General features: G+C 46.0%; 12 protein-coding genes. 11 read left to right on the top strand and 1 reads right to left on the bottom strand.

From position 1 onward, the window contains the following. Positions 1-153 precede the first annotated feature (153 nt). From H3V14_RS07145 to H3V14_RS07105, 9 genes are all read left to right on the top strand, one after another. Positions 154-1,116 (top strand): FAD-dependent oxidoreductase, encoded by a 963-nt coding sequence (locus H3V14_RS07145; RefSeq protein ID WP_198227617.1) that lies wholly within the window; start codon positions 154-156, stop codon positions 1,114-1,116. A 5-nt stretch (positions 1,117-1,121) separates the two neighbouring features. Beyond that, the gene (gene thiS, locus H3V14_RS07140) at positions 1,122-1,319 is read left to right on the top strand and encodes a sulfur carrier protein ThiS (RefSeq protein ID WP_198227615.1); all 198 of its coding nucleotides are present in this window, start codon (positions 1,122-1,124) and stop codon (positions 1,317-1,319) included. Positions 1,320-1,324: 5 nt separating this feature from the next. After that, complete coding sequence (locus H3V14_RS07135; RefSeq protein ID WP_198227614.1) at positions 1,325-2,095, top strand: thiazole synthase; 771 nt, start codon at positions 1,325-1,327, stop codon at positions 2,093-2,095. Then, positions 2,095-2,700, top strand: a complete 606-nt coding sequence (locus H3V14_RS07130) for a thiamine phosphate synthase (protein ID WP_198227858.1) — start codon at positions 2,095-2,097, stop codon at positions 2,698-2,700. The genes H3V14_RS07135 and H3V14_RS07130 overlap by 1 nt, the downstream gene beginning before the upstream one ends. Beyond that, positions 2,670-3,455: a hydroxymethylpyrimidine/phosphomethylpyrimidine kinase gene (locus H3V14_RS07125; RefSeq protein ID WP_246785077.1), complete on the top strand. Its 786-nt coding sequence runs from the start codon at positions 2,670-2,672 to the stop codon at positions 3,453-3,455. Before H3V14_RS07130 ends, H3V14_RS07125 begins: the two co-directional genes overlap by 31 nt. A 155-nt stretch (positions 3,456-3,610) precedes the next feature. Further along, on the top strand, positions 3,611-4,141 hold the full coding sequence (locus H3V14_RS07120; RefSeq protein ID WP_198213197.1) for an O-acetyl-ADP-ribose deacetylase: 531 nt from the start codon (positions 3,611-3,613) through the stop codon (positions 4,139-4,141). Positions 4,142-4,607: 466 nt separating this feature from the next. Then, complete coding sequence (locus H3V14_RS07115; RefSeq protein ID WP_198227612.1) at positions 4,608-5,624, top strand: endonuclease/exonuclease/phosphatase family protein; 1,017 nt, start codon at positions 4,608-4,610, stop codon at positions 5,622-5,624. Positions 5,625-5,798: 174 nt separating this feature from the next. Further along, a complete protein-coding gene (locus H3V14_RS07110) occupies positions 5,799-6,908 on the top strand; it encodes an acyl-CoA dehydrogenase (RefSeq protein WP_198227603.1) in 1,110 nt (369 codons plus the stop codon). Between the two features lie 336 nt (positions 6,909-7,244). Continuing rightward, positions 7,245-8,078, top strand: a complete 834-nt coding sequence (locus H3V14_RS07105) for a uracil-DNA glycosylase family protein (RefSeq protein WP_075870099.1) — start codon at positions 7,245-7,247, stop codon at positions 8,076-8,078. Between the two features lie 17 nt (positions 8,079-8,095). Here the strand turns inward: H3V14_RS07105 and H3V14_RS07100 are convergent, their stop codons facing one another. Next, positions 8,096-9,010 (bottom strand): DMT family transporter, encoded by a 915-nt coding sequence (locus H3V14_RS07100; RefSeq protein WP_198227856.1) that lies wholly within the window; start codon positions 9,008-9,010, stop codon positions 8,096-8,098. A gap of 303 nt (positions 9,011-9,313) precedes the next feature. Here H3V14_RS07100 and pepN point away from each other — a divergent pair, with 303 nt between their 5' ends. Next, positions 9,314-11,941, top strand: coding sequence for an aminopeptidase N (gene pepN, locus H3V14_RS07095; protein ID WP_198227601.1), 2,628 nt, complete (start codon positions 9,314-9,316; stop codon positions 11,939-11,941). Between the two features lie 288 nt (positions 11,942-12,229). Beyond that, positions 12,230-14,554 carry a PAS domain-containing sensor histidine kinase gene (locus tag H3V14_RS07090; protein ID WP_198227599.1) on the top strand — a complete coding sequence of 775 codons (2,325 nt, stop codon included), beginning with the start codon at positions 12,230-12,232 and terminating at the stop codon, positions 14,552-14,554. The last annotated feature ends 129 nt before the right edge of the window (positions 14,555-14,683 follow it).

The raw sequence follows: 14,683 nt of genomic DNA, 5'->3' as shown, positions 1-14,683 counted from the left end.
AAATACGGCAGTCAATTAATTTTCAATCATTCCGCTCCGGTTTTAATTTGTGTGCCGAGAATTTACATTCCGGAAACCAGGCATCTGGTTCATTACGGCTTGACCGGCGTTGCAGATTTTTCTTGCAACGTCATTTGACTGTGGATGATGCGAATGCAAAAAACGAACAAGAAAATACTTGTCAGAGGATGTGGCGTCGCCGGCTTGACCAGCGCCTATATGTTGGCAAAAGCGGGAGCTGAAATAACAATCTCGGCTCCGGCGGATTCTCCCCGTGGAGCTGCAAGCTGGTATGCAGGCGGGATGCTTGCCCCCTATTGCGAACGAGAAAGTGCAGAAGCACGTGTTGAAGAACTGGGGTTACAGACAATGAAATGGTGGGCAGAAACCCTCCCTGATCTGGTGACACATCATGGCACCCTCGTTGTTGCGCCTCAACGAGACAGCGCAGAATTGAACCGTTTTTCGCAACGCACCGGCGGGCACCGTATAATTGATGGCGACGAAATTGCAAAACTCGAGCCCGACCTTGCCGGACGTTTCAACCGCGGTTTGTTTTATGAGACAGAAGGCCATATTGATCCTCGCAAAGCGTTGTTGGCTTTGAAACAAAAATTAGCCGATATGAATGCGCATTTTGTTGACGTTGGAGCAAGCGAAGACGGTTTTGATTTTATCGTCGATGCAACAGGCATCGCCCGTCTGGGGCAGGACAAAGACATGCGTGGTGTTCGTGGTGAAATGTTACTCGTGCACAATACCGAGATTTCCTTTTCAAGACCGATCAGGCTCGTTCATCCGCGAATTCCGCTTTATATTGTTCCGAGAGACAACGGAATTTTCATGATTGGTGCAACCATGATTGAAAGCAATGATGATCGGCCGATTACTGCGCATTCAATGATGGATTTTCTGAATGCTGCCTACACCATTCATCCGTCCTTTGGCGAAGCCGATATTGTAGAAATCGGAGTAGGCGTACGCCCTGCCTATGAGGATAATTTTCCGCGAGTAAAGCAGGACGGGAACCACATTTATGTCAACGGAATGCACCGCCACGGATACCTCATCTCGCCCGAGATGGCCCGTCAGGTGACTGAAATTGTGATGGGCTGATAAAAATGCGGTTATTCGTTAATGACGAAGAAAAGAATGTACGCGCCGAAACGCTTTCGGCTCTTTTAAGGGAGCTCGATTATGAAGGTAATTGGCTGGCAACAGCCGTCAATGCCGAGCTTGTCAGTGAAAGCGAACGCGAACATTTCAAATTAAAAAACGGCGATAGAATTGAAATTCTAAGCCCTATGCAGGGAGGTTGAGCACGTTGCTTGAACTTTATGATAAAAACTTTTCGTCCCATCTTCTGTTAGGAACGGCACAATATCCATCACCAAAAATTCTTGAGGAGGCAATACGTGCTTCCCATACAGAGGTTGTAACGGTATCTCTACGTCGCGAGACGGCAGGCGGAAAACAAGGAGGCCAGTTTTTTTCTCTTATTCAATCCCTCAAAGTATCCATTTTACCAAACACCGCCGGATGCTTTACAGTAAAAGAAGCTGTTACAACGGCGCACATGGCGCGTGATCTTTTCAAAACACCCTGGATTAAACTGGAAGTTATAGGCAATGCCGACACATTGCAGCCGGATGTGTTCGCTTTGGTCGAAGCTGCCCGCATTCTTAACGAAGAAGGATTTCAGGTTTTTCCTTATACGACAGATGACCTCATTGTCGCAGAAAAGCTTGCTGATGCAGGATGCCGTGTCATTATGCCATGGTGTGCCCCTATCGGATCGGCAAAGGGGCCAAGGGATGTTGACGGCTTGCGTACAATTCGTGCCAATTTTCCCGAGCTTTCTTTGATCGTAGATGCCGGAATCGGTCGCCCGTCACATGCGACTAAAGCTATGGAACTCGGTTATGATGGTGTATTGCTCAATACAGCGGTCGCCAAGGCCGGTGATCCGGTATTGATGGCGGAAGCGTTTGCAAATGCTATAAAAGCCGGACAAAGTGCATATAAAGCCGGAATGCTGGAGCCCAGAGATGTTGCTGTTCCTTCAACACCGGTGTTTGGAAAGGCAGTATTTTGATTAGATTGGATCCTTTTTATCTTATCGTTGACAGTGCAGACCGGATTGAAAAACTGATACCGCTTGGTGTCAAGCTGGTACAATTGCGCATGAAAAATGTTCCTCCAGAGGTTCTTCACCAGCATATCCAGAGGGCAAAACTTGTTTGCAAACAATTTCATTGTCAATTGATTATTAACGATTACTGGAAAGCGGCAATTGAAGAGAAATGTGACTTTATTCATCTCGGGCAGGAAGATCTTGTCACTGCCAATGTCGACAAAATAAAGAAAGCAGGATTAAAACTTGGTGTCAGCACACATGATGCAAGCGAGCTTAATAAAGCGCTTGCCGTTAAGCCGGATTATGTCGCGTTGGGGCCTGTCTATCAAACCATATTGAAAAAGATGAAATGGCAACCTCAAGGTTTAGAAAAAGTGACCCGTTGGAAAAAGCTCGTTGGTGATCTTCCACTGGTTGCAATCGGCGGATTGAATCCGGAGCGTGCCAAGGCTGTATTGGAAGCCGGCGCCGATAGTGCTGCCGTGGTAACCGATATTGCCATGAACGAAAATCCAGAAGACCGTGTAAAACAATGGTTGGAAGCAACACAAAAATGGCGCTGATGCCGAAAATACTCATTGTTGCCGGAACCGATCCGACAGGCGGCGCGGGTATCGTGCGTGATATCGAAACAGCAAGCCATTTTTCGGTCAGAACGGGGCTTGCTGTCACTTCCGTTAATGTGCAGGATGACCACCACGTCGAAACGAAGCTGCCGATGAATGGGGATATTATCCGCGGGCAAATGTTGGCAGCGCTCCGGTCCGATAAAATTTTGGCTATTAAAGTGGGAATGACGGGATCGCCCGAGATTGTCGCGGCAATATGCAGCGTTCTTGACAATTTTTCTGATATTCCGGTTATACTTGATCCAGTCATCCGCGCTTCATCAGGCGGTGTCCTTGCGGATGACAGAACAGTGACTGCCATTAAAGAAAAGCTGTTGAAATATTGTTATCTCGTGACGCCCAATCTTCCCGAGCTTGCTGCTTTGACCGGTGAAAACCTTTCCGAAAATCATTCCCAAACGATTGAGCAGGCAAAAAAACTGTTAGCTTCCGGTTCGAAATATGTTCTTGCAAAAGGCGGGCATGAAACGGGAGATATTGTGATCGATAGTCTTGTTTCCTCTTCCCGTACCACCAATTTTTCGAATTCACGTGTCAATGCAACGATGCGAGGAACAGGATGCACCTTATCAACGGCCATTGCCTGCGAGATAGCCAAAGGTAACTCATTGGAAGATGCAGTCAAAACTGCCAAAAACTATGTCTATCAATTGTTGCTGGAACGTGTCGCTTCTTTTTCAAAAAGTTAAATTTTTTAAGAGTTAAAAAGGCCGTCTTTAATCACCGCCCGATTTGCATGTTTCATTTTTATAGATTTTTCCATGACTTTTTGGCTATTTCCACTTCACTTGAAAAGGACCACAATGCAATCAACCGGAATTGCCAAACACGGAGGAAATCGTTGATGATAGACAAGAATCGTGTTTCCGTCATTTGTGGTGACATTACGACGCTTGATGTTGATGCCATTGTCAATGCAGCCAATACAACTCTTCTTGGCGGTGGCGGAGTGGATGGCGCAATCCATAGGGCAGCTGGTCCCGAACTGCTTGCCGAATGCAAGGCGCTTAATGGTTGTAAAACAGGTGAAGCCAAGCTCACAAAAGGTTACCGTCTTCCCGCTCGCTACATTATCCACACAGTCGGACCGATCTGGTATGGCGGCGTCGACCATGAAGCAGAAAAACTTCAATCATGCTACAACAATTCGCTTGCAATTGCGAAAAACGAGCAATTCCAATCTGTCGCATTTCCTGCAATTTCATCCGGTGTCTATGGCTATCCCCACAAGCAAGCGGCAAAAATTGCTATTTTCACCACTATCAAGTTTTTAGAAAATAATAATTTTCCCCAAACAGTCGTTTTTTGTTGTTTTTCAAAAGATATGGAAAAGATTTATCGCGATCAACTCCACCTTTTTCATCTCGACTCATAAATTTTTGAAAATGCGAAATGCAAATTTTCTTCTATCAAGGCGTTTAACAAAAGCTGGCACACAGATGACAAATAAAAGCTCCAATTTTTCAGAAGTTAAGCCAATGGTTGGGCATTAACGCCAAAATAGTCATCCCATATTTAGGGTGGCAGCAGAACCTGGCTCATCTGAGAGTGTTGCGCAAAACCATCAGATCACTGAAAATACTGTAGAGAAATGCTGCTCAACAAAGATAACTGGTTTCAGACGAAGTAAATTATGCAATATGGTTAACGAAGGGAGCCAAATTATGCTGATTCGTCGCTTTTCTATATTGTTTTTGACTTTGGTTTTTGTAGCTGTTTTGGGTGCTTTCGCCTTGTTTCACGCAAAAACTCCAGCTTATGCTAAGCCAATTTTTGCTCCCGTAACAACACAACCGACAAATTAATGATTGGCTTGCGCCGCGTTCTTGGCGGCAATCAGAATGAGTGAACATTCCGGCAAATCCGGCTTTGAAACTTTTGCGTTCATTTGGCTAATTTTCGTTGTTTTATCGACTATACCGCTATTTGCGAGTTTATTTTCACCTTTTCATCCGCTTTTTGATTCACTCGCCGATATTCGCATTCCTCTGGCCTTTTTAACAATCATATCGGCTCTACCTCTTTTTCTTACAAAATATTGGCGAAAAGCTCTTTTCCCGATTGCATTTGTCGGTGTTGTCATTAGTTTAAGCATGAATGATGGCGGCGTTTCGCCAAACTCCGGAATGCCAAAAAGCTCGACTGTCAAACTGTTGCAGGCCAATTTGCGTTTTGACAATCAAACTCCGGAACAATTCCTGGCTCTTATAGAAAAAGAAAAGCCTGATATTATCACGGTGCAGGAAGCATCCGCAAAATGGCGCGACTTCTTTCAAAATAACAATTTGAAGATTATCGGTTGCGTAGCCGACAATGATCGCGCAGGTGCGACAGGCGTTATCCTGTCAGATAGTTTTTTATCCCGTTACGGTTTTTCCGGTTCTCCTATCGTCACATGTTATGATGCAACAACGACCCGTGGTTACGTAGCAAAAATAAAATTACAGGGAGATAATCCAAACCATCTTCAACTTGATATCATCTCTGTCCATCTCGCCTGGCCATGGCCGTTCGGGCAAAATTTACAATTGGACGAACTCGAAAAGGGTGCATTCAGAAATGATCTTGAGAGCAATATTTCCGGACGAATTATTGCAGGTGATTTCAATAGCGTATCTTGGAGCAACACCGTTTCAAGAATGGAAAGACTAACCGGTACACGTCACATTTCCGGCATCGGTCCAACATGGCTCTCATATGGCTTCCCCGCTCTTTTACGGCCTTATTTGGGACTCCCTATTGACCAGATTCTGCTTTCCAAGGACATCGAAACTACAAGCGTTAAACGCCTTTCATCGTTTGGCTCCGATCATCTACCGGTACTTGCCGAATTCTGTTTCAAATCTGACCGGTTTTGACACAAAACTCAGTTAAATTCCGGCGTTTCCATGAAACTCCGAGAAAAACAACGCCAAATCCGGACTGAATGAACCTTTTTCTGTTTTATTTTTGAATTTCTTTAAACGTTACGCATTTTAGTTCAGACCATTTTCTCGTAACGAGATTTTCTAAAAATGTTTATGGAAACACCTATGTTCACGGATAACGAAGCCTTATTCGACCTCATTTCGGAGAGTGCCGACCACGTAGAAGAATATGGGTTGACGGTCGACTTACAACGGTTAAATGAAAGCGGCGCACTTCGTGCCTGTTTGCCCAAAAAGCTTGGTGGAAGCAATTGGGCTTTGACAAAAAGCGAAGATGAAACGAAAGCCGCATTCGATTTTTTACGCAGGCTTGGCAAAGCCAATCTGTCGCTTGCACGGCTTTTCGAAGGGCATCTTCATGCCGTGCGTCTTATCGAACTTTTTGCTGAAAATCGTTTGAGAAAAAACATTTTTTCCAAAGTCAAAGAAGGTGCTCTTTTGGGAGTTTGGGGTGCCAGTCTCAATCAACCTTTGAGATTTACCACTTTGCCGAACGGAAAAATCAAGCTCCACGGTGTAAAACGTCTGGTAACCGGATTGGGAATGGTTGAATTCGCAATTATACGTTTAAGGAACAACGACGATGATTGCGACCAGCTTGCTGTGGTAGATGTCACCGATACAGCCCGACAAAATATCGAATACTGGGATGCTTCGGGCATGCGCCCTACTCTTACCGGTTCGTTCGATTTCTCTGATATGGAAATAAGAGAATCCGATCTTTTGGGAAAACCTGGCGATTTTCATCTGGAACCCCATTATATTGGCGGCGTCTGGCGCCATAGTGTTGCCCATCTCGGGGGTGCCGAAGCCATTATAGATACCTGGCGCGAAATGCTCATCCGGAAGAACCGCCTTGATGACCCTTTCCAGTTAACGCGGCTTGCAAAAGCAAGATCGGAAACATTGGCGGCGTCTGCAATGCTTTTTAAAACTGCTTGTCTCGTCGAAGAGGCAACGCGCAAACCGACGAAGGCTAATGTTGACGATGCAGTTCTGGCCTGTCTTCTGGCGCATGACCAGATGGAAGATGTGTGCGTCCGAATTCTTAACCTTTGCGAGAAATCACTTGGCATGGAAGCCTTTATCGAACGTTGCCCGATCGAGCGGATGCGGCGTGATCTTTCCATGTTTATCCGCCACATTGCTCCTGATGCAAGGCTTCTCAAAGCCGCAGGTTTTCTCATGGAGCGGCATGACGAACCGCTGTGGTGAACCTGTTTGTCGACCATTATAAATTTCAACGCATCAAAAAGCGCTGCATGACATAAAACAATAAATGCTTTTTGTTGGAAATATTTGGGCGCCATAGCGCTCAGGGCTTCTCCGAAAAGTCAAATTTTTGCACCCTTTCGATTAAGGAAAATTACAATTTACGTGTCTGACCGGTTTTCATAATAGCGGCATCATCCGACAAGATTTTACACACAAGAGCGTCTTCGCTTGACTTACGATGATGGGAGGCGCTCGTTATCAAAAACATCTGATATCCAAGCTTGAAGAGCTTTATTGCTTGGTCTATTCATTAGCTTTAAAAAGCAAAAGGCTAATATGTCAGAGCGACACAACAACACGATTTCCTTCGAGGAATTGCTTGGCTTCTATTCCGAAGCCGGTGTCGACACGCCCCTTGCTGACAAACCAATTGATCGTTTTAAGCAATCGGCTGAAATAGCAAAACGGTTAACTGCCGCCGCACATGAAACAACCAATCCACCACAAAGGGGAACCGTTCACTCCGCTACCCGCCATGCTGCAACGCCGCGTATTTCGATTGAAGGACAAGTAGCGACAGCAAATGAACTTGCCCGCAATGCCAGAAACCTTGATGAACTGTTCGACGCACTCAAATCCTTCAACGGATGCACATTGAAACTTACCGCGAAAAACACGTGTTTTGCAGATGGCACGCCACATTCGAAACTGATGCTCGTAGGTGAAGCACCGGGGCGCGAAGAGGATTTACAGGGCATTCCTTTCGTCGGTCGATCCGGCATGTTACTCAACCGTATTCTCGCGGCAATCGGTTTGAAACGCGAGGGCGTTTATATTGCGAATACTATACCATGGCGTCCACCTGGTAACCGTACTCCGACCCCCATGGAAACCGAGCTTTGCCGTCCGTTTATCGAGCGACAGATAGAATTGGCTGCGCCAGAAATTCTTGTTGCTCTGGGCGGGCCAGCTATGCAGGTGCTGACCGGTGTCAAAAACGGTATTATCCGCACGAGAGGAAAATGGCTCTCGCATCAGATGGATAACGGCAAAACCATTCCGGTTATGCCAACATTTCACCCGGCCTATTTATTGCGAACACCGAGCCAGAAGAAACTAGCCTGGGCTGATTTTCTGGAAATCCGCAATGCGCTTGACCAGCGGGTTTAAGCATTCGGGATTTGCACTCAACGGTGTTTATGAAACAGTGCACGGTGGCGTGTATGGTTTTTACCGATAACATGGGACTCACGCAATATAATGAAAATGCCCGAGCCGATGACGAGGCACGCACCGAACAACATTGCTATTGTCGGAATTTCATCAAAGACGAAATAGCCGCTCAAAAGGCTTAACAACATTGATGTATATTCAAATGGTGCAACTGTTGAAGGTTCGGCATGCCTATAAGCCTGAGTCATGAAAATTTGCGCAATGCCACCGAACAAACCGGCCAGAACGAGCATGGAGGCCTGATAAAAATCGGGAACAACCCATCCGAACGGAACTGTAATTAATGATATAATGCTTGACGTTATCATGAAATAGAGAGTGATCGTCGTTGTCTTTTCGGTAAACACAAGTTTGCGGACAAGCAACATCGCAATGGCTGCCATGATTGCTGCACCAAGCGCGGAAAGCGCACCGATTGAAGCGCTGACATCGGCATTTGCCGTACCAAGAATGGTAAGGCGTGGCCAAACAATGATCAACACACCGATAAGGCCGACGATCACCGCACTCCAACGATAAAAATAAACTTTTTCATGAAGAAAGATGGCACATAAAACCACAAGAATGAGCGGTTCGCCATAACCGATGGCAACTGTTTCGGGAAGCGGTAGAAGGGTCAAAGCATAAAAGCTGAATAGCATTGAAAAAGTGCCGAACATTCCCCGAAAAACATGTCCGGTCAGGTTTTTGGTGTAAAGCACCGTTTTAAGCTGTTTGAGTGACATGACCCAAAGGATGATCGGGACAATGCCAAAAAACGATCTAAAGAAGCTTAATTCGCCAGCCGGAATGCCTTTGGCCGACTTCAAAAAACTATACATCACCACAAAACAGACGACCGACAAAATCTTCATCCAGATTCCGAGCATGACATTCCCCGAAGGGGCATGCGGAATAGCCGGTGATTGTTTTTGCACGAGTTTTCTCCTGTCGGTAAAGCGCTTCATTGGCAGTCGTTAAGACTAAAGGAATAAAATTGCCAGTTGCTTTGCGTAAGACATCTTTTTCGTTCATATACAACGTCGATGTCAAAATAAATGTTTTGACCGTCGCGCAAATGATATTTCCCATTCACATTGGTGTGCATGAACAGAGATTTCTTTTCGAGCCGGTTGTCGTTTCGACAAAATATGCTTACCTTCATGATAAACTTCTATAAAAAGGCACGATTTATGACCAAATCTGACACTCCAGTATACCGTCTTGAAGATTACTCGCCCACCGATTACGCAATTTCCAACACCGAGCTTGATTTTTCGCTTCACCCCACTGAAACAATCGTAAAATCGAAGCTTTCGCTTTCCCCCCGAAAAAACACCAAACCGGGAACACCACTGGTTCTTGTCGGGGACGAATTGAAACTGTTGTCAGTGGCAATCAATGGTCAGAAACTCGAACCTAAAGACTATTCGGCAACACCTGATAAACTTGAAATTCACAATCCCCCTTCAGGCAAATTTATTCTTCAGGTTGCCACGCAAATCAATCCCAAGAAAAATCGCCAATTGATGGGGCTTTATCTGTCTAATGGTGTCTATTGCACACAGAACGAGCCACAGGGCTTCCGCCGGATGACCTATTTTTATGATCGTCCCGATATTCTGTCGGTTTTCAGAACCCGGATCGAAGCGGATGAGAAGAATGAGCCTGTACTTCTTTCCAATGGCAATCTCGTAGAAACCGGAAAACTTGAGGGCGGACGCCATTATGCAATCTGGGAAGATCCGCATCCCAAACCATGCTATCTTTTCGCTCTCGTTGGAGGTGCTCTTGACCATTATGATGACAGCTTCACCACGATGTCTGGGCGGAAAGTAAAACTCGGAATTTATGTCGAAAAAGGAAAAAGGGAACGCGCGGCTTATGCAATGGATTCACTCAAACGTGCTATGCGTTGGGATGAAGAAAAGTTCGGGCGCGAATATGACCTTGATATTTTCAATATTGTCGCTGTTTCCGATTTCAATATGGGCGCAATGGAAAACAAAGGACTTAATGTTTTCAATGATAAATATGTCCTTGCCGACCCGAACACAGCAACAGATACCGACTATGCCGGCATAGAACGCGTTATTGCACACGAATATTTTCACAATTGGACAGGCGATCGAATTACCTGCCGTGACTGGTTCCAACTTTGTTTAAAAGAAGGTTTGACAGTCTATCGCGATCAGGAATTTTCGTCTGACCAACGCTCGCGCCCTGTTCATCGTATTTCCGATGTTCGTGTACTGAAAATTGCGCAATTTCCTGAAGATGCTGGCCCCCTTGCCCATCCGGTTCGCCCACGGCAGTATCGTGAAATCAACAATTTTTATACGACAACCGTCTATGAAAAAGGGGCAGAGGTCGTACGCATGGTTCATACCATGCTTGGCGACGAGCTTTTCCGCAAAGGCATGGATCTTTATTTCCAACGCCATGATGGCGAGGCTTGCACCATTGAAGACTTCATCGCCTGTTTTGCCGATGTTTCAGGACGTGATTTATCACAATTCATGCTGTGGTATGAGCAAGCAGGAACACCGACAGTAACCGTTGACAGCCATTATAAAGATGGTGTCCTGACACTTGATTTGACGCAGACTGTTCCCGATACTCCCGGTCAATCAAATAAAAAACCGATGGTTATTCCCCTTTCCTTCGGGCTTTTGGGCAAAAACGGTAAGGATATGCCCTATCAGGCCGATAACCATATTGAAAACAATGTCATTGTTTTATCCGAAGCAAAGCAAACCGTTCATATCCGGGACCTGAAAGAAAAGCCGGTTTTATCGCTGCTGCGCGGATTTTCGGCCCCGATTAATCTGAAGATGGAAGAAAGTGATGATGACTTGGCTTTCCGCGCACGCTTTGATGCTGACGAGGTCAACCGCTGGGAGTCACTCAACCAGTTAATGGGTAAGGCTCTGGTTGCTGCAATTGCCGACCATACGCATGAAAAACCCGAGATGCCTGAAAAACTTCAAGCCCTTATTGAGGCACTTCTTGACGATGACACGTTGGAACCTGCTTTCCGGTCGCTTTGCCTCCAATTGCCTTTGGAAGTCGAACTTGCCCGCATGATCGGTCATGATGTTGATCCTGACCGCATCTTTAATGTTCGCCAGTCTTTCATGAAGTCGCTGGCTGAACATTTAAAACCGAAAATGCTGCAAGTTTTCGACAAAATGCAGACAGCAGGCCGTTATTCGCCAAAAGCCGAACCGGCTGGCAAACGTGCGTTGAAAAACACTGTTCTGAATTATCTGGCACTTGCCGAAAACACACCTATCCGTGCTTTTGAAGCCTATAAGGCGGCTGACAACATGACAGATAGGATGGCAGGGCTAACCATTCTGGTTCACCACTTCAATGAGACAAATGAAGCTAAAGAAGCACTTTCCGATTTCGAAAAGCGTTATGGCAACGACCCGCTTGTTATGGACAAGTGGTTTTCTGTTCAGGCAACAGTTCCGGGCGAAAAAACCTTGGCGCATGTCAAAGAGCTTATGAAACATCCGCTCTTTTCGCTTGATAACCCGAACCGGACTCGTGCGCTTATTGCCGCATTTGCAGCTTCGAACCAGACGGGCTTTAACAGGGTTGATGGTGAAGGATACAAGCTGCTCGCTGATATTATCCTGACTGTAGACAAAGAAAACCAGCAACTTGCTGCGCGTCTTTCAACGCTCACGCGCTCATGGAAGCAACTCGAAACAAAACGTCAAAATAAACTCAAAGAACAGTTGGAACGGATATTGAAAGCACCAAAGCTTTCGGTGGACGTTTCCGACATCGTAAGCCGCACACTCGGTTAACAATCGAAATTCCGGCGGGAAGAAGATATTTCTTCCCGCTTTTTTCTTGAAAATTTTCTGAAATATTCCTCGACGCTACCCGTTAAAACGGCCTTTTCCTGTCAGGACGCTGTGACAGCGTTAAAAAATTATTAAAGCTTTTGTTCTAAGCTTGATGAATGAAAAAAGATCCCACGCAAAGAAAAAGCTGGACAGGACGAATCAGTTTTGATTCATTGGGCTTGTTCGGATGTTTTGCGTACCGAATCAGTTCTCCGGTTTATCCGTTAACTTTAGAGGGGGCCAGAAATGGCGCATTTGGACGCGTTAGACGCGCCCACAGGGACATTTGTTGATTCAAAACCTTCGCAAAAAAAGCGTAAGGCCGGGTCAGCTCATGTCGATTTGCTTTCTGGTCCAGCCTACAAAAGGCTGCTCACAATCGAGCCATGGCTGCGTCGTGCCATACCTCTGATAATTCTGATTTTTCTTGTTTTGCTTGCAGCAACCCGTCTGGTCCAGCTTTACGAATGGCGGCAAACAATTGATACGACAACAAGATCGGCCATTATGCTGGCAACCGGACATATCGGCAGTTCTGTTGACCGTGCTGTCTATTCAAAAGAACAGGATGAACCGAATTCGGGTTCAATTTCAAACAACGATTTGCAAAACATCCTTATCGACTTCCGCACACAGGGTTTGATTGCGAGCTCGGCCCGTATTGCTATCGTTGATGAAACAGGCACTGTCGTTGCAGCCTCGGGGATGGAGACGCTGATCAATCGTCCCCTGTCGGATTCAGTTGGTGATGCACAAGCTCTCTTTGTACTCGGACGCAGTGCCGGTGTGATGGAAGTCAAAATTGACGGAAAAGCTTCATTGGCATCTTTCGACCAGGCCGCGCAAGGAAAATTCGGTGTGTTTGTCGGAGAAGAAAGCGAGCAGATATACCTTGAATGGCGCAAAACCGTTTCAATCAATATTACGATTTTCGCCGGAACAGTCGGCGTCATACTAGCCATTCTTTACGCCTATTATGCGCAAGCTGCGCGTGTTCGTGATACCGATCTCATTTCTGAAAAAATCCAGAACCGCATCGACATGGCAATGATGCGCGGGCGTTGCGGCTTATGGGACTGGAACATGGCAAGCGGACGCGTTTATTGGTCACGTTCCATGTATGAAATGCTCGGTTTCAAACCAAAAGATGCACTTCTGTCGATCTCTGAAATCGCTTCCATTATCAATCCTGCCGATGCCGATCTTTATGAACTGGCACGTGACTTGATGAGCGGTGAAAAAGATCACATTGATATCAACCTTCCTATGCGCCACGCTGATGGCCATTATGTTTGGATGCGTATCCGTGCCGAGGTTGCTCAAGAGGAAGAAGCCCACCTCGTCGGTATTTCATTTGACATAAGCGAACAACATCAATTTGCCGAGCAGACGGCACAAGCTGATCTGCGTATTCGCGATGCTATAGAAAACATTTCGGAATCCTTTGTGCTGTGGGATTCGGAAGGGCGTCTCGTCATGTCAAACAGCAAGTTCCGTGAATATGCTTCACTTCCCGACCACATGCTGCAACCCGGGGTGCAAAGGGCTACAGTCGAGGCAATGGCAAAACCTGCCATCAACGAAATGTCGGTTGAGCATGATGACACCGGCAACTTTACCAGTATCCGCCAAATGGCTGATGGAAGCTGGCTCAAAATTAACGAACGCCGTACGCAGGATGGTGGTCTGGTCTCGGTTGGTACCGACATTTCCGAACTCAAACAACAACAAAAAAGTTTGGAAGATAGCGAGAGACGGCTTTATTCCTTTATTCAGGAACTGAAACTCGCCCGCCAGAGCGCTCAACAGCGCGCCACCGAAGTTGAAAAACTGAACGAAAGTCTGCAATCGGAAAAAGAACGTGCCGAAAGCGCCAATAAGGCAAAATCCGAATTTTTGGCAAATATGTCACATGAATTGAGAACGCCGCTCAACGCCATTATCGGTTTTTCGGAAATGATGATACAGGGCACCTTTGGCCCATTGGGATCAGAACGCTATGCCGAATATATGAATGATATCCATAATTCGGGTACGCATTTACTGACACTTATCAATGATATTCTTGACATGTCCAAGATCGAAGCCGGACGGTTCACCCTTTCAAGCGAAAATGCCGATCTTGAGCCGATTATCAGCGAGACATTGCGTACTTTGACGCCGCAGGCACAAGAAAAGAATATCACTGTAACAGCCGATATTACACCGAAACTCCATGGCGATATCGACCGGCGAGCCATTCATCAGGTGTTCCTCAATATTCTTTCGAATGCAGTCAAATTCACTCCGTCAGGTGGCCATATCGACGTTAAGGGCTATCAGAAAGACGACAAACTTGTCTTTGTTTTCGCCGATACCGGTGTTGGTATTCCTGAATCGGCCATTGCAAAACTTTGCCAACCTTTTGAACAGGTTGAAAACCAGTTTACCAAAACCCATGCCGGTTCCGGTCTTGGACTTGCAATCTCCCGTTCTCTGGTCGAACTTCATGGCGGAGCGCTTGATATTGCTTCAAAAGAAAGCAAGGGAACAACGGTTACCATCACCTTGCCGATTACCCAGAAACACTAACTTCTATCAAACTTTAAAGTCTCATTCGTTCGGAATGTGTTCGTTAATAATCCCTCTTCTCCACTTCGGTTTTCTATGGTGATCGTTAGAGAAAACTCGCAACCTCTGTCAGAAAAAGGCGGCGTCGCT

The sequence above is a fragment of the Bartonella sp. W8151 genome (genome assembly GCF_016100385.1).
Classification (GTDB): Bacteria; Pseudomonadota; Alphaproteobacteria; order Rhizobiales; family Rhizobiaceae; genus Bartonella; species Bartonella apis.
The sequence above is the reverse complement of the archived record's forward strand: the minus strand, read 5'-3'. Positions and strand labels throughout refer to the sequence as shown.